Genomic DNA, 23,229 nt, shown 5'->3' on the forward strand with positions numbered 1-23,229 from the left:
GCGACCCCGCCCGCTGGCAGCGTGCGCCGCTCAGTACACGCGTTCGATCAGGTAGCCGCGTTGCGCGAGCAGTTGCGGCAAGCCGTCGTCGCCCAGCAGGTGCAGCAAGCCGACGCCGACGAAGAACACACCGCCCTGTTCCAGCAGCGTGTCGATCTGCGCCGCCATCTCGGCATTGCGCCGTCCCAGCAGCTTGCGCCGGGTGAACTCGGCCGTTTCCGAATTGCCGGCTGTGGCATCGGCCAACAGCGATGCGAGCGCGGCCGTGTCTCCCGTGCGCCATGCCTCGATGGTGCGGCGCGCGCGTTGCAGGGTGCTGCCGTCGGCCAGGCCCGCCAGCGTATCGCGCAGGTAGCGCTCGGCCTCGACCTCGCTCATGCTGTCGAACAGGCCGAGCTGCAGCTCGGCGCTTTCCAGCGGCACGATCCGTGCGCCATGCCGTTCGGCCTGCGCCAGCAGGCGCTGTTCCACGCCCTCGCTGCGGCGGAAGCCCTCGCGGTCCAGTTGTATGCTCAGGAGCAGGTTGGCGATCAGCCAGGGCTTCGATTGCGCCATGCTGGCCAGGCTCACGCCCTCGGCGTGCAGGGCCGCACGCAGGCGCACCAGGGTGTCGGCGGACACATGCCGTCCGATATCGTCGCCGTCCGGATACCGGCCATGCCGGGCAAGCGCATGCCGGAAGGCACGCTCGCCCCGCGGGTCGAGTTCGACCACCACATGGTCGGCCTCGGCCAGCGCCCGCTCGGCCTCGGGCGCGAGCGGATAGAAGGAGCGGTCGCCGACATGGATCGTGCCGAACAGGTAGGCGACACCGCCGCGCCCGCTGATCCGGTACAGGCCGCCGTGGTGGCGCGCCGCCACCGGTTCCGGGCCGACAGCGCCGTGCTGGGAGACCGCGTACTGCGCCGTCTCGTCGGCCGCGGCCAGCGGAGCGCCTGCCGCGGGGCCGGCCGGCGCCAGCATGCCGAGCGCCAGCACCAGTGCGGACAACACGGACAGCCTCGGACTGCACACCGTCGCGCAGGCCGGCGGCAGGCCCGCAGTGGCCATGGCGTGACTGGCCTCGATGGATCGCGCCAGGCAGCGCGGCAGGCGGTGGTGCGGACGCGGCACGGCCTCCGGGCGCAGGCGGCTGAAAACGGCGGTGCTGTCCATCCTTCCCTCCTGCCGCCCGCGGACGCAAGGGCTGCTTACCTCACGCTACCCGCCCTTGCATCCGGGCGTGCGCGGCGCATCAGGGAGCGATGGCTTCGCCGCCCGGGGTCGGCCCGGCCGGGGCCCCGTTGCGCGTTGCCGCCGAGATCACCTCGAACGGCAGCTTCGGCGTGCGGTCGGCGTTCAACAGGCCGTTCGCCTCCTGGAAGGTGTCGGCGAACTGGGTATAGCAGAAGCCCGCGAACATGAAGGTTTCGTTGACCACCTTCAGCAAGCCGCTGTAGAGGCAGTGGAAGCTTTCCGCCGTGTTCGAGCGCGAATAGCCCCAGGTCCCCTCTTCCGGCGTGCCCCGGGTGTCGAAGGCGATGCCGCCGAATTCCGTCAGCACGATCGGCTGGCCGCGGTGCGGGAAGCCGTCCAGCGTCAAGATACGCCCGCCCGGACGCCGTTGATCGAAGAGTGTCCTCACCGGGTCGCTCACTTCATAGCGGGCCTTGACCTTCTCCGGATCGCAATCGTAATCGTGGATGCCGAGGATGTCGGTGGCCGAGGCTTCCCAGCCGTCGTTGCCGATGACCGGGCGCGTCGCGTCGAGCGTGCGGGTCAGGTGGTACAGGGCCTCGACGGCATTGCGATGCGCCTGGGTCAGGGTCAGGTTCGGCACGCCCCAGGACTCGTTGAAGGCCACCCAGACGATGATGCAGGGGTGGCTGTAGTCGCGTTCGATCGCTTCGGTCCACTCGCGCACCATGCGCGTGATCGCCTTCGGGCTGAAGCGGTAGGCCGAGGGCATCTCTTCCCACACCAGCAGGCCCAGCTTGTCGGCCCAGTACAGGTAGCGCGGGTCTTCGATCTTCTGGTGCTTGCGCACCCCGTTGAAGCCCATCAGCTTGGCCAGCTCGACGTCGCGCCTGAGGTGCTCGTCGGACGGCGCGGTAAGGAAGGACTCGGGCCAGTAGCCCTGGTCGAGCACCAGGCGCAGCTGGTAGGGCCTTCCATTCAACATCAGGCGGTCGCGGTTGATCGCGAACGAGCGCAGCGCCGTGTAGGAGCGGACCCGGTCGACGACCTTGTCGCCGCAGCGCAGCGTCACCTCGGCGTCGAGCAGGGTCGGACGCTCCGGGCTCCACAGCAATTCGTTGCGCGAGTCGTCGATGCCGGGGTCGGACAGCGCGATCTTGCGGTTCGCTTCGCCGCCCAGCAGCTTGTAATGGTCGTCGGCCAGCAGGTGTTCGCCGTGCCAGATCTTGACCTCGACGAACATGTCGTCGCGAATATGACCGCCCGCGAACACCTCGCAGCCGATCTCGAAGGTCTCGAAGATCGGGGTCCACTTCAGCTTGGCGATGAAGGTCTGCTCGACCTGCTCGACCCAGACGGTCTGCCAGATGCCGGTGGTGCGCGGATACCAGATCGAGTGCGGCTCGAGCAGCCAGTCCTGCTTGCCGCGCGGCTTGGCCAGGTCGAACGGGTCGTCCTCGGCATACACCGTCACGACCTGCTGGCCGTCGGCCTTCATCGCCGAGGTGATGTCGGCCGCGAATGGCGTATGGCCGCCCTCGTGCTCGGCCACCAGCTGGCCGTTGACCCAGACGCTGGCCGAATAGTCGACGGCGCCGAAGTGCAGGATGGTGCGCCCTTCGGTGGGCATGACCGTGAATTCGCGCTCATACCAGCACACGCGGTGGAAACCGGTGTCGCCGATGCCCGACATGGCCGTCTCGGGCGCGAACGGCACCTCGATCTCGTGGGTCCATTCGGTCACGTCGCCCGGCAGCTTGAAGCGCATCGCATCGTCGAAACAGAAGCGCCACTTGCCGTTCAGGCTGATCCAGTTGTCGCGCACCAGTTGGGGACGGGGATATTCAAACTGACTCATTATTTTCCTTTCGTTCAGTCGGTACCGGAATCAGGATGCGGCCTTCGCGGCCCTTCCGGTTGTAGTCGGCGAGCGCCGCGGCGGCAGCGGTGCCGGCATGGCCGGTCTTGCACAGCGCCACGCAGGCGCCGCCGAATCCGGCGCCGGTCAGGCGCGCGCCGACCACGCCTTCCTGCGCGCGCAGCAGCGCGCACAACTCGTCGAGCTCGGGAATCGATACTTCATAGTCGTCGCGCAGGCTGAAGTGCGAGGCGTTCATCAGTTCGCCGAAGCGCTCGGCCGACACCCCCGCGGCCGCTTCCAGCACCCGCAGGTTTTCCTGCACCACGTGGCGCGCGCGCCGGCGCAGCGGCTCGGGCAGGGTTTCGACCGCTTCGGGGTCCTTTACGTCGCGCAGGGCTTTGACGCCCAGCTTGCGCGAGGCTTCCTCGCATTCGGCGCGGCGCTCGTTGTACTTGCTGCCGGCCAGCTTGCGCGCGATGCCCGAGTCGATGACGATGATCTCGCTGCCTTCCGGCAGCGGCGCGAGGCGGTGCTCGAGCGAGCGCGCATCGATGAACAGCATGTTCGATTCGTCGGCCAGGCTGGACGCCATCTGGTCCATGATGCCGCAGTTGACGCGCGCATATTCGATCTCGGCGCGCTGCGCCAGGCGCGCCAGCTTGACGTCGTCGAGTTCGATGCCGAGCAGCTGGCGCAGCGCGCGCAGGGTCGCCACTTCCAGCGCCGCGCTCGAGGACAGGCCCGAGCCCACCGGCACGTCGGTCGAGACCCAGACGCGCAGCGGCGGCACCGCCACGCCTTCGGCCTCGAGCAGGCGGATGCAGCCTTCGATATAGCTGCCGAAACCGGATGGGGCGCTGGAATCGGGCGCGAAGCTCACGTTGGCGTCGAGCGTGCTCGAGTAAAAAATGAAGTTGCCGTCGCCGCTGCGCGACAGGGCCACGGTCGTGCGCTGGGGCGTGGCCACCGGCAGCATGAAGCCGTCGTTATAGTCGGTATGCTCGCCCAGCAGATTCACGCGCCCCGGAGCCGAAGCGTGGACTTCGGGCGCGCCGCCGAAGAAGGAATCGGTTGTCACCATCAGCTCACCTCCAGCCAGAGCGGCCGCTGGCGGCCCTGCACGGTCACGGCAGGCCACTGCGGATCCAGGGTCAGGTTGTCCAGTCCTTGCGGGCCGAGAAGGAAGGTATCCTCGATTTTCAGTCCCGCAAAGCTGGGGTTGAATGCAAATGCCATGCCGGTCTCCAGTTCGGTTGCGGTGCTGGGCGTGGCCACCAGTTCGCGCGCCTGGTAGCCGGTAATGCCGCCCTGGTGATGCTCGTCCATCGCGCTTTGGCGGTCGGCGTGGTTGTAGGCGGCGGCAAAGGCGTGGAACACCGCCGACAGCGATTTGCCCGGCACCACCGCGGCCAGGCCGGTCGCCTCGACCTCCATCAGGACGTTCTGGTCCTGGGGCGCGGAGCCCGGTCCGGCGAAGCTCACGCAGCGCGTCAGGTTGGCGTACAGCCCGTGACGGCGCGCGCAGAACACGAGCATGGCGCGCGCCCCGATCCTTTCATGTGTGGGCGTCGGGTGGCGGTACAAGGGCAGGCGCCGTTCGCCGGCGGCCAGGATCAGCGCCGGCTGGATGCCGCGCCGCCAGAGCTCGGCGGCGCCGCTGGCCGCCAGTTCGTATTCGGTCCACTCCGGCCGCGCGCGGCGCAAGGTGGCCGTCATCGCCTCGGCTGCCTCGCGCCCGAGCTCGCGGTAGCGCTGCTGTTCGGACGCGGTCAAGACCATGCGCCGCTGGCGCAGCGCCGCAGGCAGCGCCTGCTCGGCGCCGTGCGGGCGGTCCGACAGCACCGTGCGCTCGCCCGCCAGGCCCAGCACGTAGCGTTCGTGCAGCTCGATCTGGGCCCAGGGCGCCGCATGGAAGGTGAAGCCGGCCGGAATTTCCTCCTCGCGCAGACGCGCCAGTTCGATCTCGTCGGTCAGCACGACCGCCTCTTCCTGGGTGACCAGCACTTCGGCCACGCCCGCATCGGCCGACTGCAGCACCGCGCTCGAGCCGCCGGCGGTGACCCAGGCAAACCAGTCGACCCCGCGCAGCCGGATCGCCCCCGCGCCGGTCGTGGCCAGGCAGTCGCGCAGCAGCGCCAGTTTGGACGCGGCCTCCTGCGCGCGCTCGCCGGCCGCGCTCATGCGTCCTCCTCGATCGAGACCGCGACGGCCTGCAGCTCGGCCGCCGTGTTCTCGGGCAGCACGTCCATCGCGAACATGCCTGCGCCCAGCTCGGTGCCGGCCAGGTATTTCAGGCGGTCGCGCGAGCGGTATGGCGGGTAGAACTGCGCGTGCAGCTGGGTTTCCGGATGCTCGGCGCCGTCGGTCGGCGCCTGGTACCAGGCCATCAGGTAAGGGAAAGGACGGTCCCACATGTTCTCGTACTTGAGCAGCACCGTTTTCAGCGCGCGCGCCAGGCCGGCGCGCGCCTCCGGCGTCAGGCTGGCAAAGTCCTTGCAGGGCGCGGTCGGCATCACCCACACCTCGTAGGGATAGCGCGCGCAGGCCGGCACGAAGGCGATCGCGTGTTCGTCGTGGTACAGCACGCGGCTGCCGTCGGCCGCTTCGGTCTTGGCCATGTCGCACAGCAGGCTGGTGCCGTGCTGCAGGTAGTACTCGCGCTCCTGGGCCAGCATGCGCTCGGGCACCTGGGGCACGAAGGGGTAGGCATAGATCTGGCCGTGCGGATGGTGCAGCGTGACGCCGACCTCGCTGCCGCGGTTTTCGAAAGGCAGCACGTACTGGATGTGGTGGGTGCCGCCAATGCGCCGGGTGCGGTCGCCCCACACCTGGAACAAGAGCTCGATGCGCGACAGCGGCAGGTGCACCAGCGCCGCTGTCGGGTCTTGCGTGAACACCACCACTTCGCAGTGGCCGTTGGCGGGCGCGGTCGGCACCGTCAGGTGCGGCGGATCGTGCGAGGTCAGCGCAAGCGATGGGAAGCGGTTGTCGAACACGGCGATCTCATAGTCGCCTTGCGGCATCTCGGTCGGAAAGGTGGGATCTTTCGTTACCGCCAGCGGGTTGTACTCCGGCGGCGGCAGGAAGGTGCGGTTTTGCCGGAACCCGGCGTAGGTGACCCACTCGCCGCGCAGCGGATGCCAGCGCAGGTGCGGGTTGGCCTGCAGCGGATCGGGGAAAGGGCTGGGCGCCTCGATCCCGTCCGGAATCGGCCGGTTGCTGTAGAGAGTAAGGTGTCGTCCGTCCGGCTTTGTCAGGTCTTTGCTATGCATGTCGTCTTTAAATGTCGGGCAGGTCACATACGCTCGCAGGCAGGCATGCCTGGCGAATCGCGGCTAGGAAACGATCCTAACATGACGTTTTGACCGTGTTTTCCCAGCAGAATGTATGTTTTTTCCAACAGTTAATGACTCAGCTGAGCGCCAGGACGACGCTCCTGTAGATCACACGCCTCTCTCCTATGAAAACGGGCCGAAAGCCGGGGCTCGGCGGCTTGGAAACAAGGCCTGAGTAGGACTAAACCTACAAAACGAATGGAAGTATTGACACAAGTGGGCAAGCAAATGGCCGACCTGCCCAGCAGTGAAGATTTGGAGAGTTTCAGGGTGCAAGCTGAGTTGCCGGCCCGGCCGTGCGGGCTGGATTGAGCTCAGCCAACAGGGATCGACCGGCGAGTCCGCGTGGGCACGAGTGCCCACGCTAACCGGACACAGCATCGCAGCATCCCGGGCGCGTCCGCCCGGCAACACGGCTTACTTCGCCAGTTCGGCCAGCACCGCGGTGTACATCTGGAGGTTCAGCAGCAGCTGCTTGAGCGTGATGAACTCGTGCTCGGAGTGGCCCGTGTAGACCTTGCCCGGCATCGCCGGCCCGAAGCTGACCGCATTCGGGAACAGGCGCGAGTTGGTGCCGCCGCCGATGGCGATCGGCTTCGGGTCCTTCACGCCGGTGAAGTAGGAAAAGACGTTCATCAGGACCGGCAGTTGCGGCACGTCCTTCCGCACCCAGGGCTCGCCGGTGCGCACCGTGATGTTCGCCAGCGGCAGGTTGCGGCCCTGCCATTGCGCCAGCGCGGCATTGACCTCGTTGGTGATCTGCTCGATGCTCTTGCCTTGCGGGCGGCGCAGGTTGATCGACACCTCGATGCCCTCGTCCTTCTGGCGGATCACCGTCGGCGCCACCGTCATCGGCCCCATGAAGCTGTCGCGGTAGGCGATGTTGCCGAATTTTTCGCCATACAGCCCGGTGCCGACCAGCTCGTTCAGGTAGTTCACGACGCCGCCGGCCGTCGTGTTCGGCCAGGGACGCACGGCCAGGGCGTCGGCCAGCATGGCGACCGCGTTGACGCCGTCTTCCGGTTTCGACGAGTGGGCCGACACGCCGCGCGCGCCCACCAGCAGGTCGCTTCCCTTCCACTCGAACGTGTAGCGCATGCCGTCCTGCTTCGCGCCGCGCGCGCGGATCTGTTTCTCCAGCTCGGGCGTGGCGTTGGCGACGGTCGCGCTGGCGTCTTCCGGAATCTGGGAGCCGAAGAAGCCGCCGGCAAAGGCGGCCAGGTGCGGCTCGCCCGCGGGCACGGCAGCGGCGCCGGCTTCCGGGATCGTCACCGCGATCGTGCCCGAGGCTTTTTCCGCGACCACGGCCGGATACTCGGCGTCGAGCGTGATGTTCATCTGCGGCGGTTCGTGGCTTTTGAGGAAGTCCACCAGCGGCTGCCAGTTCGATTCCTCGCCCATGTACACGTACAGCTCGATGCGTTTGGACAGGGGCAGCTGCTGGTCCTTCAGCGCCTTCATCGCATACAGCGCGGTCGCGATCGGGCCCTTGTCGTCCTCGGCGCCGCGCGCCATCAGCTTGCCGGGCTCACTGGTCTGGTCGAGCACGAACGGCGACTTCTTCCACTTGCTCGGGTCTACCGGCTGCACGTCGCCATGGGTGACGATGCCGACCCGGTCAGTGCCCTGCCCCATCCCGACGATCACCACCCATCCATGGTCGGCGAAATCGAAGCCGAGGCGTCCGGCCTCGGCCTTCAGGTAGTTCTTGAAGGCGATGTGCTCCGGGTCCTGGTCGGACGGCAGATCCGGCCGGGCCACCGTATTGAAGCTGACCAGTTTGGCCAGCGTGTCGACCACCTTGGTGCGGTACGCCGTGACCGCGTATTTGGCCGCCTTGACGGCGGCGGGGCTCGGTATCGCGGCGCTCGATGGCGCCGCCGGCGGGACGGTGGACGCCGCGGGCGCCTGGGCGGCGGCATGCGCCGCGCAGGCCAGCAGCAGGCTGGCGAGGATCGTTTTTTTCATCTTGTGCGTGGTCTCCATTGCAAGGGCGCAACAAGTCTAGCATAGGGTTTTGGCCCGCCCCGGCACGCCACACCGCGCACAGGATGAAGCGCAAGAGGGTGAGCAAACGCGCGCGCCTTCTTGTATCGTGACGCCATCGAGACAGGCCATACAAAGGACCATCATGAGCAGCAAGAGCGTGCGCCGGATCCACCCGGCCTTGCGGGACGACATCGGCGACCTGGTCACCCAGCGTCCGCTGCCGAGCAGCCACCTGGACCAGATCGACCCCTTCCTGTTCCTGAACCATCACGGCCCGCAAACCTATCCGCCGCACAACCGCGGCCTGCCCTTCGGGCCGCACCCGCACCGCGGCTTCGAGACCGTCACCTTCATCCTCGACGGCATGCTGACCCACCAGGACAGCGCCGGCCACGAGAGCATCATCCGCGCCGGCGGCGTGCAGTGGATGACCGCCGGAAGCGGCCTGGTGCACGCCGAAATCTCGCCGCGCGAATTCCTCGAACGCGGCGGCCCGCTCGAGATCCTGCAGTTGTGGGTCAACCTGCCGCCGCACCTGAAGATGACTGCCCCGCGCTACACGGGGCTGCAGCGTGACGAGATCCCGGTCATCAGCCTCGATGGCGGCCGGGTCGCGATGCACCTCGTTTCCGGGGAATGCGAGGGCACGACCGGGCCGGTGCGCTCGCTGACCGGCGTGTTCATGAGCACCGTGAGCTTCGGCGCCGGCGGGCGCCTGCGCATGCCGATCCTGGCGCGGCGCAACGTCTTCCTGTATGTCGTGCGCGGCGCGGTGTTGGCCGGCGTCGGCGAAGACCGCGTTGCCGCCTGCCACCTGGCCGAGATGGCGATGGAGGGCGACGAGCTCGACGTGGTGGCGCCGGAAGGCGCGCTGGTCTTGCTCGGGCATGCCGAGCCGATCGGCGCGCCGGTGGTGTCCTACGGACCATTCGTGATGAATTCGCGGGAAGAAATCGAGCAGGCGATCCGCGACTACCAGCAGGGCCGCTTCGGCGCGCCGATCTAGACCAGGCTGGTTTACAGTAGCCCGACAGATCACTTTCCGCGAGACCCGCATGCACGCCGTTCCCCTCGTCGCCACCACCCGTGGCTACCCGTCCTCCGGCTACGTCACCGAGAATGTCCACGCCGGTTCGATCGCCGTCGTCGATACCGCAGGCCGCCTGCTGGCGTGGGCCGGCGACCCGCACTATCCCACCTTCACCCGCTCGGCCCTGAAACCCTTCCAGGCCCTGCCCCTGCTGCTGTCGGACGGCGCGGCGAAGTTCGGGCTGGCGCAGGAGGAACTGGCCCTGCTGTGCGCCAGCCATTCGGGCGAGGAAAAGCACCTGGCCGGTGTGCGTTCCATCCTCGGCAAGATCGGTCTCGACGCCGGCCACCTCGAATGCGGCTGCGGCGTCCCGCTGCACTACGATGCAAACAATCTGCCGGTGCCGCAGGACCGCCAGTGGACGCCGCTGCACCACAACTGTTCGGGCAAGCACAGCGGCTTCCTGGCCTGGTGCCGCCTGCACGATGCGCCCACCGCCGGCTATGTCGATCCCGGCCATCCGCTGCAGCGCGCGATCCGCTCCACGCTGGCCGACGCCGTCGGCCTCCCCGAGGCCGGGTTGCCGATGGGGCTGGACGGCTGCTCGGCGCCGAACTATGCGCTGCCGCTCTCGAACCTCGCCCGGCTGTTCGCGCGCCTCGGCCAGGGCGCCGCCGACGCGCGCTTCGGGAGCGCCTTCGGTCCCCTGGCAGAGGCCATGACCGCACGTCCCGACATGGTCTCCGGCACCGAGCGCAGCGACCTGGTCCTGATGACGGCCGGCGCCGGCGACTGGGTCGCGAAGATCGGCGCCGACGCGGTGCAGGCGATCGGCATCCGCTCGCAAGGCATCGGCATCGCCATCAAGATTGCCGACGGCAACAACCGCGGGCTGCACACGGTCACCTACAACGTGCTCGACCAGTTGGGCCTGCTCGACGACGCGAAGCGGACCGTGCTCGAACGCTTCCGCCGGCCGGAAATCCGCAACGCGCGCGGGAGCGTGGCGGGGGATATCCGGTCGCTGTTCAGCTTGCAGTGGGCGTGAATACGCCACGCTTGCGTAGGGTGTGGCCGGGCCGCGCAGGCTGCGCCCACCGCGGTGGGCGCAGCCCACCCTACGAAACCAGCCTCCGCAACATGCTCGCCAGCGGTTCGAGCACCTCGTTATCCTGCCAGTACGAATTGTGCGACAGCGGATTCCAGCTTTTCAGCATCCAGCCGACCGCGCCCTGCCCGGCGTTGATCGGGCGGTCCTCGACCAGGGCGCGGTAGCCGTTCGACAGCGGCTGCAGCGGCCAGCCGAGCACGTCGTCCGGATCGTACAGGTTGAGCCAGTGGAAGCGCGGCGTCGGCGGCGCGATCGGCTTGATCTGCATCTCCTTGTGGGCGGCGACGAAGATCGGGATATTGCAGCCGGTCGTGACGAGGGCGCTGCAGCTGCCCCCGGCCAGGAAGTGTTTTTCGCGGTCGGTCAGCAGCCGTCCGATTGCGGGACGCGACCAGGCGTCGATGTCGCGCCAGATGCCGGCCGAGGCCTGGCCGCCGCCGAGCGTTTTTTGCGCATCGTAGATATAACTGGAAAGCACCTGGCAGCCGAGCGAATGGGCGAGGAACACGACCGGCATGCCGGGATTGGCGGTGCAGGCGGCCAGCAGGCTGCGCGCGATTTCGCCCTGCGCCAGCTCGTACACGGAACCGGGGTCTTCCTTGCGGTTCTCCAGTCCGGCCGCGTCGGCAAAGCCGAACAGCATGAACTTGCGCAGGCTGGCGTAATGGACCTCGCCGCCGGCGGCGACGCGCTCCCATACGGTCTGTTCATTGCGCTGGAGGATGTGCTGGTAGTAGACGGAATACAAGGCGGCCCGTTCGCGCAAGGCGGGGCCGAGCCGCGTGCGCATCTGCCCGAATACACCGGCCGCATAGTCGCGCGGCGTTTCGCCCATTCCGTGAACGGTGATCAGTGCGACCTGGGACATGGCGGCCTCCTTCGTAAGCGGGTCAGAAACGGCTTCATCAATGAAGCGGATTCCTAACTCCAGCTTACCACTACGCGGCCTCGCACGACGGCGCAGCAGGACCCGGGCCACCATGCAAGAATGTTACGCTTTACGCCATTTGTTATAGGAACTATAATTTTCCTAGATTTAACTATCTTGTCAGTCAAGTATGTTTACACCGTCGCACACCGGCTTCGACAGCCAAGCTGAGGAACCGACAATTTGACGCCCCTGCTGTTTCCCGACTACGCCGACGCCATCCGCGCACTCGACCTGGACTCGATCGCCGCACCCGCGGCCATTCCCGAGCGCTTCCTGCTGGCGCGCGACGGGCGTTTTACGATGCACTACATTCCGTTCGAGCATGTCAATCCGGAGGCGCGCATCGTCATCGTCGGCATCGCGCCCGGCTTCGTCCAATGGAAGAGCGCGATGCAGGAAGCGCAGCGCCAGATGGCCATGAACGCGCCGCAAGCGCAGGTGTTGCGCGCAGCGCGCCTGAGCGGCGCCTTCAGCGGCGCCATCCGCCCGAACTTCGTCGCCCTGCTCGACGCCATCGGCATCCAGCGCTGGCTCGGCATCGCCAGTTGCGCCACGCTCTTCGGCCAGGATGCGCACTTGGTGCAGATCAGCGCGATCCTGCGCCACCCGGTCTTCGTCGACGGCAAGAACTACAGCGGCACGCCCGGCATGGCCAGGCTGCCCTTCCTGCGCGAGGCGGTGCTGCGCTATTTCGCGCATGAGGCGGCCCAACTGCCGGACGCCCTCTACATCCCGATGGGCGGCAGCGTGGCCGAAGGGCTCGACTGGCTGGCACGCGAAGGCGTCATCCGGCGCGACCGCATTTTGCACGGCCTGCCGCATCCGTCCGGCGCGAATGCCGAACGGGTGGCCTATTTCCTGGGCCGCAAGGACCGGGCCGCGCTGTCCTCGCGCACCAACGCGCGCCAGATCGACGCGGCGCGCGCCACCCTGCTGGCGCAGATGGCGGCGCTGAGCGAGGCCTGACCCGCGTCCAGGCTCAGGCCTCGACCGAGAAACGCAAGCGCGACTCGGTGGCGTAGGTCTCGCCCGGGCGCAGGATGGTATTGGGAAAGCCTGGCTGGTTCGGCGAATCGGGAAAATGCTGGGGCTCGAGGCAGAAGCCGCTGCGCCGGGCATAGGTCCGGCCCTTGCCCTGCAGCGAGCCGTCGAGGAAATTCCCGCTGTAGAACTGCACGCCCGGCTCCTGCGTGAACAGCTCGAGCACCCGCCCCGAGACGGGTTCGCGCACGCGCGCCGCGCGTGTCATGGTCTTCGGCGCGGCCTTGTTCAGCACGAAGCAATGGTCGTAGCCGCCGCCATACTGCAACTGCTCGTCCGCCGCCTCGATGGCCGCGCCGATCGGGCGCGGACGGCGGAAATCGAAAGGCGTGCCGGCGACCGGCGCCAGCCTGCCGGTCGGGATCAGGTCGGCGTCGATCGCGACGAAGGCGTCGGCGTCGAGCGCCAGTTCATGGCCGAGGATGTCCCCGAAGGTAGCGCCAAGCCCGGCCAGGTTGAAATAGCTGTGCTGGGTCAGGTTGACCGGCGTGGCGCGGTCGGTCACGGCCGAAAAGCGCACCACGATCTCGTTGTCTTCGGACAGGCTGTAGCGCACGGTCGCATCGAGCGTGCCCGGATAACCCTGCTCGCCGTCCGCGCTGCGGTAGGACAGCACCAGCTCGCTGCCTTCGATGCGGGCGTCCCAGGGCACGCGGTCGAAACCCGGTACGCCGCCGTGCAGGTGGTTCTTGCCGTTGTTGACCGGCAGTTCGTAGCTGTGTCCGTCGAGGGTGAAACGCCCGCGCGCGATGCGGTTGCCGTAACGGCCGATCAGGGCGCCGAAATACGGGCTGTCGCCGCGGTAGGGTTCGAGTGTGTCGAAGCCGAGCGCCACGTCGGCGAACTCGCCATGGCGGTCGGGCACATGGATTTCGGTGATGATGCCGCCGAAATCCAGGATGCGGACGGTCATGCCGGCCTTGTTGACGAGGGTGAACACGCTGACGGCGCGGCCGTCGGGAAGCGTGCCGAACGGCGCCTGCAGTATACCGGGTTGCACGTTGTCGATTCCTCCGTTGTGGATGGAGCGATCCTAGCACGGGCCCGGCACGGGGCAGCGCGACGTTGCTGAGGGCAAAAAAAAAGGGGCTGCGCTGCAGCCCCTCCCTACTTCTTTATATCGATCCGGCCGTCAGAAGGTTTCCCATTCCGACTCGGCCGCTTCCCTGGACGCGGCCTTCGCGGCCGGCCTGGCGGCGGGTGCAGGGGCACGCGGCAGGGCCTTGCGCGGCGCCGGCGGCGTCACCTTGCGGGCCGGCGCCGGCGCTGCCTGGGGCGCGCCGTCGACGCGGAACACGCTGACCGCTTCCGCCAGGCTGGCGGCCTGTTCCTGCATCGACGCCGAGGCGGCCGCGGCCTCCTCGACCAGCGCTGCATTCTGCTGGGTCACCTGGTCCATTTGCGAGATGGCGCCGTTGATCTGCTCGATGCCGGCCGTCTGCTCCAGGCTGGCCGAGGTGATCTCGCCCATGATGTCGGTCACGCGGCGCACGCTCTCGACGATCTCGGCCATCGTGGCGCCGGCTTCGCCGACCAGTTTGCTGCCTGCGGCCACCGACTGGGTCGAGTCCCCGATCAGGGTCTTGATCTCCTTGGCCGCCGCGGCCGAACGCTGGGCCAGGTTGCGCACTTCGCTGGCCACGACCGCGAAGCCGCGGCCCTGTTCGCCCGCGCGCGCCGCTTCGACCGCCGCGTTCAATGCCAGGATATTGGTCTGGAAGGCAATGCCGTCGATGACGCCGATGATGTCGGCGATCTTGCCGGCCGATGCGTTGATCTGCTCCATGGTCCCGACCACCTCGCCGATCACGCGCCCGCCGCGCCCGGCCACCTGTGAGGCGGCCTCGGCCAGCGTATTCGCCTGGCGCGCATTGTCCGCGTTCTGCTTGACGGTCGCGGTCAGCTCTTCCATCGACGACGCCGTCTCCTCAAGGGCGCTGGCCTGCTGTTCGGTACGGCTCGACAGGTCGAGGTTGCCGGCGGCGACCTCCGAGGCAGCCGTGCCGATGGTCTCGGTGCTGGTGCGCACCGTGCCGACCGTGCGCACGAGGTTTTCGTTCATGGTCTTGAGCGCCTGCAGCAGCCTGCCGGTTTCGTCGGTGCCGGTGACCTCGATGCGGCTGGTCAGGTCGCCTGCGGCGACCGTGTTTGCCACGTCCAGGGCGCGGGCCATCGGACGCGTGATCGAACGGGTGTTCCACCATGCGATCAGCGCGGCCAGCGCCAGCGAGACGGTTCCCAGCACGATCATGATCAGGCGGCTCGATTCGTAGGTGGCATGCGCGGTGGCGGCGGTCTCGTTGCCGAGCGCGACCTGCAACGCGAGCTGCTCGGCGGCGTCCTTCTTCAGTTCGGCCAGCACCGGACGGATCTCGTCCTTCAGGTAGCGGCGCATTTCCGCATCGTCGCCCGCCTCGATGCGCTTGATCAGCTCCACCTGGTGTTTGGCGTAGCGCTCATGGGCATCGGCCATCTTCGCGTGCAGGTCCAGCGCCTTGCCGGGCGTCAGACCGGCGCGCAGCTTGGCCAGCAGTTCGACGGCGGCGCTGCGCGAGCTGTTGATCTCTTCGATCTGCTTCTGGCGGTCGGCAGCATCGGAGGTCAGCATCATGTTGCGCAAGGCGATGGCGACGTCGTTCACCTCGGTCAGCAACGCGCCGGTGGTGGTGATGTTCGGCATGCGCCGATTGGCCAGTTCGTCCGTACCGTCGTTGACACGGGAAATCATGTTCAGGCCAAAGACCTGGAGGGCGATCAGCAGGAAGCACAGGGCACCGAAGCCGACTGCGAGGCGCTGCGCGATATTGAGGTTTGCGAGTTTCATATGGGACGTTGAAAAATAGAGGAGATTGACGCAGCCAGGACGACAGTGCGATCGCCCTATCGGCGGGCAATTGCCGCATGGAAAATATGTTACGGGAGCCCCAGCAAGAACTCGATGCTGAAGTAACAATTTCCGGGAAAAAAGTTATTTTCCGGGCGTACTGTTGCAGACGCCCCACGCGCCGTGCTGGCGGGGCGATCTGCTACAGTGGCAACGATAGTCAACATGCATACGCCGGATCGACCTCATGCCAGCACCGCGCACGCCCCCCGATGAAGCCGAACGGCTGAGATTGCTTGAATCGCTCGACCTGCTCGATACCGACGCCGAAGAGGTATTCGACCGCATCACCCGCCTCGTCAGCCGGCTCCTGAAAGTGCCGTACGCCCTGTTCTCGCTGGTCGACAGCGAGCGCCAGTATTTCAAGTCGCGCGTCGGCACGGCGGAACGCGCGCTGCCGCGCGAACACGCCTTCTGCGGCCATGCCATCGTGTGCGAGCAGCCGCTGGTCGTCACCGACGCCGCCAGCGACCCGCGCTTTGCCGACAATCCTTTTGTCACGGGTTCGCCCGGCATCCGTTTCTATGCCGGGGTGCCGATCCGCAGCGCCGGCGGGCTGGCGATCGGCACGCTGTGCGCGATGGGCGTGGAGCCGCGCGTGCTGACTGCCGACGAGCTGTGCGCCCTGATCGACCTGGCCGACATCGTCCAGCACGAAGTGCAAACCCGCGAGCGGCTTGCGCAGGCCGGACGCCAGAAGCGCCATTCGGCAGCCGTGCTCGACGCCAGCGAGGCGCGCTTTCGCTCGATTTTCGACCTGGCGAGCATCGGCATCGCGCTGCTCTCCCCCGACGGCGCCTGGACCAGCGTGAACGGCGCGCTGTGCTCGATCCTCGGCTATACCCGCGAAGAACTGCAGCGCCTGAGATTCCAGGACATCACCCATCCGGACGACCTGGCCGGCAACCTCCAGTCCCTCGAGCGCCTGTGCCGTGGCGAAGTCGACCAGTACCAGGTGGAGAAGCGCTATATCCGCAAGGACGGCCGGCCGGTCTGGGTCGACGTGCACGTCAGCCGCAAGCGCAACGAGGCCGGCGCGACCGAGTATTACATTGCGGTGGCGACCGACATCCAGGACCAGAAGGACGACCAGGCCAAGCTGGCCGCGCTGTACGCCGAACTCGAAGAGCGCGTGGCGGTGCGCACCCGCGAGCTGCGCGAACGCGAGGCCGAGCTGCGCAGCGTGATCGAAAACGCCAACGACGCCTACATCGGCCTCGACCACCAGGGCCTGGTCGCGGTCTGGAACCGCGCCGCCGAGGACACCTTCGGCTACACCGCGCCGGAGGCCATCGGGCGCGCGCTCGGCGACCTGATCATTCCGGCCCACCTCGCCGGGCGCCACCGCGCGGGCCTGGCGCGCAGCGCGGCCGGCGAGCCGTCGACGGTGCTCGGCAAGCGCCTCGAACTGCCGGCCGTGCGCAAGGACGGCTCGACCCTGATGGTCGAAGTGCGCATCAATGCGCTGGAAATGCGCGGGAAGAAGGTGTTCAGCGCCTTCCTGCACGACATCTCAGAGCGCAAGCAGGCCGAGGCCCTGCGCGAATACGAAAGCCGGCACGACATGCTCACGGGCCTGCTGAACCGGCGTGCGCTGCTCGAAACGCTGCCGGTCGCCCAGGGGCGCGCGTCGCGCACCGGACGCAGCATGGCCCTGCTGTTCATCGACCTCGACGGCTTCAAGCTGGTGAACGACACCTGGGGACACGAGGCCGGGGACCGCCTGCTGTGCGAGGTGGCCGCGCGCCTGCGCGACGCGGTGCGCAAGACCGACAGCGTGTTCCGCCTCGCGGGAGACGAGTTCACGGTGCTGGTCGAAGGCCTGGCCGATTGCGAGGAGGACGCCCACGCCATCGCGGACAAGGCGATCGAGGCGCTCGGACGGCCGTTCGCGGTGGCCGGGGCCGTGGCGCGGGTCGGCGCCAGCGTCGGCATCGCCATGTTCGCACCGGGCAGCCACGCCAGCGTCGACGACCTGCTGCGCGAGGCCGACGGCCACATGTACGACGCCAAGCGCGCCGGCAAGGGCCAGGTCTACCCGCGCCGAAGAGAAGCCTAACGCTTTACGTGCGCGAAGGCGTCGCCCTTCTTCCAAGTCGGCATCGCCGGTGCGTTCGCCACCGCATAGCCCAGGTTGAGCGTGAACTGGGCCTGCTGCACCATGCCCGACAGGTCCCAGTCGGGGCGGTATTCGTCGGTCACCTGGTGATAGTCCTTCTTGTAGCCGACCATCTTCGCGCTGCCCTGCTGCTGGCCGTGCTCGAACTCGAAGTGGCCGTCGCCCGAGAACACGGCCGAGCCGACGTTAAAGGCGGGCACGCCGGCCTTGGCGAAATTGAAGTGGTCGGCGCGGAAGTAGGCGCCCGACAGGTCGGGGATGGTCGGCGCCAGTTTCAGGCCCATCTTTTTCGCCACCACGGCGGCGGTGTCGTACAGGCTGCTGCGCTCGGCGCCCGGCACGCCGATATCGCGCGTGCGGCCGACGAAATTCAGGCTGTCGAGGTTGAGGTCGGCCGCCGTCTGTGCCAGCGGCACCACCGGGTTGGCGACATAGGCCGCGCTGCCCAGCAGTCCCTGCTCTTCCGCGGCCGGCCACAGGAACACCTGGGTGCGGCGCGCGGGCTTGTTGACCGCTTCGGCGGCCATCGCCAGCAGCGCGGCGGTACCGGTGGCATTGTCGATGGCGCCATTGAAGATGTGGTCGCGCCCGTCGGCGCCGACCAGGTTCGGGTCGATCCCGAAATGGTCCCAGTGGGCCGAATACACGACCGCCTGGTGCTTCAGCTTGGGATCGGTGCCCGGCACGATGCCGATCACATTCACATCGTCGACCTGGCGCACGCTCGATTTCATCACGATCCGGGCGCTGGTTTTGAGGTCGACCGGGCGGAACGCGCGTTGTTCGGCCTCGGCACGCAGGCGGTCGAGGTCGAAGCCGGCGGCGGCGAACAGTTCGCGCGCCGTGTCTTCGTGCAGCCAGCCCTCGACCTGGTTGCCGGCGCCGGCCAGGCGGAAGCGCTCGTGCGAAAAACCGTTGGCCGGCACGTCCCACGCATACGAGCTTGAGGGCGTGGTGTGGATCAGCAGCGCCCCGGCCGCGCCGCGGCGCACCGCTTCCTCGAATTTATACAGCCAGCGCCCGTACCAGGTATAGGCCTTGCCCGCGAAGCGGTTCGGTTCCGCGCTGGTCGGCTGCGGATCGTTGACCATCATGACGAGGATCTTGCCCTTCACGTCCTGGCCCTTGTAGTCGTCCCAGTTCTCTTCCGGCGCCGAGACGCCGTAGCCGACGAACAGCAGCGGCGCGTCGACCGTCAGCTCGGGCTTGCCGGTCGCGGTGCCGAACACGATGCCCTGGCCGAGCTTGGGTGCGATGCGCTTGCCGCCGGCCTCGAAGGTGGCGACGCTGCCGGGCAGCTGTTTGGTGCCCTGGATGCGCACCGGCTGGCGGTAGCCGCCGCCCGGGATCGGCTGCAGGCCGATCGCCGCGGCCTGGGTTTCGAGGTAGCGCACCGTCAGCGTGCCGCCGCGCTGCCCGGTGCCGCGGCCCTCGAGCAGGTCGTCGGCAAGGAAGGACAGGTGGGCGCGCAGCGCGGACTCCGAGATCGCCGGGGCCTCCTGGGCGGACGCGGTGCAGCTCAGGCTGAAGGCGGCACAGGCCGCCGCAAGAATAGGACGAAAGCGGGGACGAAGGCGCATCGGGGCTCCATGAAAGTCAATGTTGACCACATGTTACCCCAGGGTGGGCCGGGTCAGGCCGCGCTCCCTTGCCGGTGCAGGGCCGCATACTTCACGCCATAGAACAGGATGAACAGGTAGCACGCGGCCGGCACCAGGAACGACGGCTGCAGGCCGGCGCCGTCGGCCACCGCGCCCTGGGCGAAGGGGACGATCGCGCCGCCGACGATGGCCATGCACAGGATGCCCGAGCCCTGGCCGGTGAAGCGTCCCAGGCCGTGCAGCGCCATGCTGAAGATGGTCGGGAACATGATCGAATTGCACAGGCCGACCGCCAGGATCGCCACCATCGCCACGCTGCCCTCGCCGAAGATCGCCACCAGCAGCAGGGCGATCGCGCCCAGCCCGTTGAAGGCCAGGGTCTTGCCCGGGCTGACGTAGCGCATCACGGCAAAGCCGATGAAGCGCCCGACCAGCGCGCCGCCCCAGTACAGGCTGACGTATTGCGCGGCCGCCGCGTGGGACAGGCCCGCGATGTGCGGCTCGCCCAGGAAGCTGACCAGGAAGCTGCCGATGCTGACCTCGGCGCCGACATACAGGAAGATCGCCACGGCGCCCAGCACCAGGTGGCGGTGGCGCCAGGCCGAGCCCGGGGCGCCCGCCGCTGCCTCGCCGGCCGCGTCGTCCCCGTGCACGACCTGCGGCAGGCGCGCCAGCGCGAACAGGATGGCCAGCAGCGCGAGCGTGGCCGCCAGCGCCAGGTAGGGCCCCTGCACGGTGGCCGCTTCCTGCGCGCGGTGCGCCGCCTGCCCGGCGGCGGACATCGCCGCGAGCTGGTCGGCGCCGACCGCCGCCGCCGAGAGAATCAGTACGCCACCCAGCGCCGGACCGACCGTGGTGCCGAGCGCATTGAAGGCCTGGGTCAGCGTCAGCCGGCTCGAGGCGGTGCTGGCCGGTCCCAGCACGGTCACATACGGATTGGCCGCGACCTGCAGGATCGTGATGCCGCTGGCGAGCACGAAAAAGGCAAACAGGAACAGCGCATAGCTGCCCTGCGAGGCCGGATAGAACAGTGCGCAGCCGGCGGCCGCGATCACCAGGCCCGTCACTACGCCCTTCTGGTAGCCGATGCGGCGAATCAGCGCGCCGGCCGGCAGCGACACGATGAAGTAGGCGCCGAAGAAGCAGAACTGGACCAGCATCGCCTGCACATAGGTGAGCGTGTAGATGGATTTGAGGTGCGGGATCAGGATGTCGTTCAGCGAGGTCAGCAAGCCCCACATGAAGAACAGGATCGTGACGATGACGAGCGGGCCGGTGTTCGACCCGGCTGCGCCGGGCGCTGCCAGGGTGGCGCGGCTTGCGGTGTTTTCCATGACATTCCTAGGTAATGGTCGGCCGGGACGGCGCGCAGGATAGACAGCGCGGGTCGCCCGTCAATACTGTTGTTTTGTTTCAGGGACGGGGCATGATACCCTCATATTCGCGTCCAAAATAGTAACACCACTACATAAAGAGAAAAACGTATGCATTCCGCCATGGGCACGACCGAGATCTTCCTGATCGCCATGCTGGTTATTTTTACGCTCCCCTACCTGATCTGGCGGGTCGGCAGGACCGACTACTGGGCACCGCTGGTGGTGGTCCAGATCATCACCGGCGTGCTGCTCGGTCCCGGCATCCTGGGACGCGCCTATCCGGAGTACTACGCGTTCGTCTTCAACCCGCAGGTGATGGGCGCCCTCAACGGCATCGCCTGGTGGGCGGTGATGCTGTTCGTGATGATCGCCGGGATCGAACTCGACCTCAAGAAAGCCTGGGAACACCGCCGCGAGAGCACGATCACGGCCACCCTGGCCCTGGGCGTGCCGCTGGTGTTCGGCTGCGTGGCGGCCGTCGGCATGCTCGGCTACGCCGGCTGGAAAGGCGCCGGGGCGCACAGCTGGCAGTTCGTGCTGGGGGTGGGCATGGCCTGCGCCGTGACCGCGCTGCCGATCCTGATCCTGCTGATGGAAAAGCTCGAGATCCTGCGCCAGCCGATCGGCCAGCGCGTGCTGCGCTATGCCAGCCTGGACGATATCGCGATCTGGGGCGTGCTGGCGCTGATCCTGCTCGACTGGGAACGGGTCGGGCGCCAGCTCGGCTTCATCCTGGTGTTCGGCGCGGTCACGGTCGGCTACCGCCGCCTGATGGTGTGGCTGGAAGAACGCGACCGCTGGTTCGCCGCGCCCATCTGGCTGGCGGCCTGCGCGCTGGCCGCCGACTGGGCCGGGCTGCACTACATGGTCGGCGCCTTCCTGGCAGGCGCCGTGATGGACGCGCACTGGTTCGACCAGAAAAAACTCGAGGCGCTGCGCCAGAACGTGCTGCTGGCGCTGATGCCGGTGTTCTTCCTCAGCACCGGGCTGCGCACCAACTGGGCGGTCGGCGGCACGGCGGTGTTCGTGGCGGCGGCGCTGCTGCTGGCGGCATCGGTGGGAGGCAAGCTGGCCGGCACCCATCTCGCCGGGCGCATCCTCGGCTGGGGCAAGGGAGAAGCGGCGATCATCGGCTGGCTGCTGCAGACCAAGGCCCTGATCATGATTATTTTCGCCAACATCCTGCTCGACAAGGGCATCGTCACCAGCGAAACCTTCACCGCCCTGCTCCTGATGGCCATCGGCAGCACCATGCTGACCGTGCCCATGGTCTACCCCAAGCTGCAGCGCGTGGCCGCGCTCGTGTTCAAGTCGAGCTGACGGCAGGATCGAGCAGGCCCGCCTGCTCGACCGCGCGTACGAGCGCGGCGAAGCAGTCGGCGTCGAGCACGGTGCCGACCGTCTTTTCCATCATCGCCAGCGCCTGCGGCACGGGAATCGCGCCGCGGTAGGGGCGCTCGGCGGTGATGGCATCAAAAATGTCGGCGGTGGTGATGATGCGCGTCTCGATGTCGATCTGCCCGGCCTTCAGGCCGCGCGGATAGCCGCCGCCGTCGAGCCGCTCGTGGTGGGCGCCGGCGATGCGGCCCAGTTCGGCGAAGGCGCCGATCCGGCTCAGGATGGTCTCGGTGTATTCGGCATGGCGGCGCACGGCGGCCCATTCGTCGCGATCGAGCACACCCGCCTTGTCGAGCACGCTGTTGCTGACCCCGAGCTTGCCGACGTCGTGCAGCAGCGCGGCGCGCTTGAGCCAGCGGCGCCGGTCGGCGGACAGGCCCAGCGCTTCGGCGATCATGTCGGTGTAGAGCGCCACCCGGCTGCTATGGCCGCTGGTGAACGGGCTTTTCGAGTCGACCACCTGGCCGAACGCGGCGGCGATGTCGTCCAGGTAGTCGTCGTCGAGCGGGATCGTGTGCGCGGCCGGCTCCATCGCGAATACGGTCTTGTCGAGTTCGGGCGCGGCCAGCATCTGCCAGAATTCCTCCTTTGCCGCGACCCGCTCGAGCGCCGCGACCAGGCGCGGGTCGAACCAACTGCCGGCGCGGCGGCGCGCCTCGCCGAGCGCCGCGGCGCGCCCGCCGGCGGCATGGATGACATCCACGACCTGGGCCAGCAGCGCGATGCGCGAGTAGACGGGAATCGCCTCGCCGGCCAGCCGCGCCGGCTTGCCCTTGCCGTTGAAATGCTCGTCCAGGCTGTAGATGCCGCGCGCCACCGCCTCGGGAAAGCGCAGCAGGCGCGCGATCTCGGCGCCGCGCTGGCAGCGGGTCGCGATCAGCTCCTGTGCGATCGCCGGACCGTCGCGCAGGATCGTCATCACGCTGCGGAAGCGCTCGGCCAGGCCCGCCTTCAGGCCGGTATGCTTGAGGACAAAGCCGAGCACCTGCGGCAGGCTGTCGCCGACGGTCTTGAAATCGCGCTTGAACTCGAGGTCGTCCGTCAGGTACAGCTCGCAGATGCGCGCGGCATTGCTGCTGCAGCCAAGATCCTTGAGCAGCAGGGTGTAATACAGTTCCCAGAGCTGGGTCGGATCCATGCCGGCGTCGCGCCCGATGTGCATGCCGATCCAGCAGACGCGCACGCAGTGCCCCGCGGGCTGGCCTTCGGTCAGGTCGAGCGCGTAGCTGAGCGAGCCGATCAGCTCGGACAGTTTCAGTTCGGCCGGCTGGGTTGCCGTTGCGGTATTCGGGAATCGGTCCATGGCTTGCACTATTGCCTAAATGAAAGTAACCATTCTACGCACGCATCTGCACATCTGCTTGCCGACCGCTTTCC

The 23,229-nt window shown here is 67.7% G+C and carries 17 protein-coding genes; 5 read left to right on the forward strand and 12 right to left on the reverse strand.

Annotation, left to right across the window (positions count from 1 at the left end; all coding sequences use genetic code 11):
• Positions 1-30 precede the first annotated feature (30 nt).
• The 6 genes from ACFPAH_RS15230 to ACFPAH_RS15255 all read right to left on the reverse strand — a co-directional run bounded on the left by ACFPAH_RS15230 (position 31) and on the right by ACFPAH_RS15255 (position 8,340).
• On the reverse strand, positions 31-1,155 hold the full coding sequence (locus ACFPAH_RS15230) for a TraB/GumN family protein (protein ID WP_379746952.1): 1,125 nt from the start codon (positions 1,153-1,155) through the stop codon (positions 31-33).
• A 79-nt stretch (positions 1,156-1,234) separates the two neighbouring features.
• Positions 1,235-3,034: a glycoside hydrolase family 2 protein gene (locus ACFPAH_RS15235; protein ID WP_379746954.1), complete on the reverse strand. Its 1,800-nt coding sequence runs from the start codon at positions 3,032-3,034 to the stop codon at positions 1,235-1,237.
• Positions 3,021-4,118, reverse strand: coding sequence for a galactokinase (gene galK, locus ACFPAH_RS15240; RefSeq protein ID WP_379746956.1), 1,098 nt, complete (start codon positions 4,116-4,118; stop codon positions 3,021-3,023). The genes ACFPAH_RS15235 and galK overlap by 14 nt, the downstream gene beginning before the upstream one ends.
• A complete protein-coding gene (locus ACFPAH_RS15245; protein WP_379746958.1) occupies positions 4,118-5,218 on the reverse strand; it encodes a M24 family metallopeptidase in 1,101 nt (366 codons plus the stop codon). Before ACFPAH_RS15245 ends, galK begins: the two co-directional genes overlap by 1 nt.
• Complete coding sequence (gene galT, locus ACFPAH_RS15250) at positions 5,215-6,309, reverse strand: galactose-1-phosphate uridylyltransferase (RefSeq protein WP_379746960.1); 1,095 nt, start codon at positions 6,307-6,309, stop codon at positions 5,215-5,217. The genes ACFPAH_RS15245 and galT overlap by 4 nt, the downstream gene beginning before the upstream one ends.
• Before the next feature lie 480 nt (positions 6,310-6,789).
• On the reverse strand, positions 6,790-8,340 hold the full coding sequence (locus tag ACFPAH_RS15255) for a dipeptidase (protein ID WP_379746962.1): 1,551 nt from the start codon (positions 8,338-8,340) through the stop codon (positions 6,790-6,792).
• Positions 8,341-8,503: 163 nt separating this feature from the next.
• Here ACFPAH_RS15255 and ACFPAH_RS15260 point away from each other — a divergent pair, with 163 nt between their 5' ends.
• Both ACFPAH_RS15260 and ACFPAH_RS15265 read left to right on the forward strand, forming a co-directional pair.
• Entirely contained in the window at positions 8,504-9,367 is an 864-nt protein-coding gene (locus ACFPAH_RS15260; protein WP_379746964.1) for a pirin family protein, read from the forward strand.
• A gap of 49 nt (positions 9,368-9,416) precedes the next feature.
• Positions 9,417-10,439, forward strand: coding sequence for an asparaginase (locus ACFPAH_RS15265; protein ID WP_379746966.1), 1,023 nt, complete (start codon positions 9,417-9,419; stop codon positions 10,437-10,439).
• A gap of 70 nt (positions 10,440-10,509) precedes the next feature.
• Here ACFPAH_RS15265 and ACFPAH_RS15270 read toward each other — a convergent pair whose 3' ends face one another.
• Complete coding sequence (locus ACFPAH_RS15270; protein WP_379746968.1) at positions 10,510-11,370, reverse strand: hypothetical protein; 861 nt, start codon at positions 11,368-11,370, stop codon at positions 10,510-10,512.
• A gap of 243 nt (positions 11,371-11,613) precedes the next feature.
• On the opposite strand from ACFPAH_RS15270, the gene ACFPAH_RS15275 reads away from it, so the two are divergent.
• Positions 11,614-12,399 (forward strand): hypothetical protein, encoded by a 786-nt coding sequence (locus tag ACFPAH_RS15275; RefSeq protein ID WP_379746970.1) that lies wholly within the window; start codon positions 11,614-11,616, stop codon positions 12,397-12,399.
• A 13-nt stretch (positions 12,400-12,412) separates the two neighbouring features.
• Here ACFPAH_RS15275 and ACFPAH_RS15280 read toward each other — a convergent pair whose 3' ends face one another.
• Together ACFPAH_RS15280 and ACFPAH_RS15285 are read right to left on the reverse strand one after the other, a co-directional pair.
• Complete coding sequence (locus ACFPAH_RS15280) at positions 12,413-13,474, reverse strand: aldose epimerase family protein (RefSeq protein ID WP_379746972.1); 1,062 nt, start codon at positions 13,472-13,474, stop codon at positions 12,413-12,415.
• A gap of 132 nt (positions 13,475-13,606) precedes the next feature.
• On the reverse strand, positions 13,607-15,298 hold the full coding sequence (locus ACFPAH_RS15285) for a methyl-accepting chemotaxis protein (RefSeq protein ID WP_379746974.1): 1,692 nt from the start codon (positions 15,296-15,298) through the stop codon (positions 13,607-13,609).
• A gap of 247 nt (positions 15,299-15,545) precedes the next feature.
• Here ACFPAH_RS15285 and ACFPAH_RS15290 point away from each other — a divergent pair, with 247 nt between their 5' ends.
• Positions 15,546-17,417, forward strand: coding sequence for a PAS domain S-box protein (locus ACFPAH_RS15290; protein ID WP_379746976.1), 1,872 nt, complete (start codon positions 15,546-15,548; stop codon positions 17,415-17,417).
• Here the strand turns inward: ACFPAH_RS15290 and ACFPAH_RS15295 are convergent.
• Positions 17,414-19,057 (reverse strand): M28 family peptidase, encoded by a 1,644-nt coding sequence (locus ACFPAH_RS15295; RefSeq protein WP_379746978.1) that lies wholly within the window; start codon positions 19,055-19,057, stop codon positions 17,414-17,416. The genes ACFPAH_RS15290 and ACFPAH_RS15295 overlap by 4 nt on opposite strands.
• A gap of 53 nt (positions 19,058-19,110) precedes the next feature.
• Positions 19,111-20,412, reverse strand: a complete 1,302-nt coding sequence (locus ACFPAH_RS15300) for a sugar MFS transporter (RefSeq protein ID WP_379746980.1) — start codon at positions 20,410-20,412, stop codon at positions 19,111-19,113.
• 150 nt (positions 20,413-20,562) lie between these two features.
• Here ACFPAH_RS15300 and ACFPAH_RS15305 point away from each other — a divergent pair, with 150 nt between their 5' ends.
• Positions 20,563-21,774 carry a cation:proton antiporter gene (locus ACFPAH_RS15305; protein WP_379746982.1) on the forward strand — a complete coding sequence of 404 codons (1,212 nt, stop codon included), beginning with the start codon at positions 20,563-20,565 and terminating at the stop codon, positions 21,772-21,774.
• On the opposite strand, the gene ACFPAH_RS15310 is transcribed toward ACFPAH_RS15305, so the two are convergent.
• Positions 21,761-23,155, reverse strand: coding sequence for an HD-GYP domain-containing protein (locus tag ACFPAH_RS15310; protein ID WP_379746984.1), 1,395 nt, complete (start codon positions 23,153-23,155; stop codon positions 21,761-21,763). The genes ACFPAH_RS15305 and ACFPAH_RS15310 overlap by 14 nt on opposite strands.
• Between the last annotated feature and the right edge of the window lie 74 nt (positions 23,156-23,229).

Origin of the sequence: Massilia sp. GCM10023247, from assembly GCF_042653325.1 — a bacterium.
Taxonomy (GTDB): domain Bacteria; phylum Pseudomonadota; class Gammaproteobacteria; order Burkholderiales; family Burkholderiaceae_D; genus Telluria.

Coding starts and splice junctions, on each gene's coding strand:
- ACFPAH_RS15235 (WP_379746954.1), bottom strand. CDS start 3,034: ATGAGTCAGTTTGAATATCCCCGTCCCCAACTGGTGCGCGACAACTGG.
- ACFPAH_RS15290 (WP_379746976.1), top strand. CDS start 15,546: ATGCCAGCACCGCGCACGCCCCCCGATGAAGCCGAACGGCTGAGATTG.
- ACFPAH_RS15295 (WP_379746978.1), bottom strand. CDS start 19,057: ATGCGCCTTCGTCCCCGCTTTCGTCCTATTCTTGCGGCGGCCTGTGCC.
- ACFPAH_RS15285 (WP_379746974.1), bottom strand. CDS start 15,298: ATGAAACTCGCAAACCTCAATATCGCGCAGCGCCTCGCAGTCGGCTTC.
- ACFPAH_RS15265 (WP_379746966.1), top strand. CDS start 9,417: ATGCACGCCGTTCCCCTCGTCGCCACCACCCGTGGCTACCCGTCCTCC.
- ACFPAH_RS15300 (WP_379746980.1), bottom strand. CDS start 20,412: ATGGAAAACACCGCAAGCCGCGCCACCCTGGCAGCGCCCGGCGCAGCC.
- ACFPAH_RS15255 (WP_379746962.1), bottom strand. CDS start 8,340: ATGAAAAAAACGATCCTCGCCAGCCTGCTGCTGGCCTGCGCGGCGCAT.
- ACFPAH_RS15230 (WP_379746952.1), bottom strand. CDS start 1,155: ATGGACAGCACCGCCGTTTTCAGCCGCCTGCGCCCGGAGGCCGTGCCG.
- ACFPAH_RS15305 (WP_379746982.1), top strand. CDS start 20,563: ATGCATTCCGCCATGGGCACGACCGAGATCTTCCTGATCGCCATGCTG.
- galK (WP_379746956.1), bottom strand. CDS start 4,118: ATGGTGACAACCGATTCCTTCTTCGGCGGCGCGCCCGAAGTCCACGCT.
- ACFPAH_RS15245 (WP_379746958.1), bottom strand. CDS start 5,218: ATGAGCGCGGCCGGCGAGCGCGCGCAGGAGGCCGCGTCCAAACTGGCG.
- ACFPAH_RS15310 (WP_379746984.1), bottom strand. CDS start 23,155: ATGGACCGATTCCCGAATACCGCAACGGCAACCCAGCCGGCCGAACTG.
- ACFPAH_RS15270 (WP_379746968.1), bottom strand. CDS start 11,370: ATGTCCCAGGTCGCACTGATCACCGTTCACGGAATGGGCGAAACGCCG.
- galT (WP_379746960.1), bottom strand. CDS start 6,309: ATGCATAGCAAAGACCTGACAAAGCCGGACGGACGACACCTTACTCTC.
- ACFPAH_RS15260 (WP_379746964.1), top strand. CDS start 8,504: ATGAGCAGCAAGAGCGTGCGCCGGATCCACCCGGCCTTGCGGGACGAC.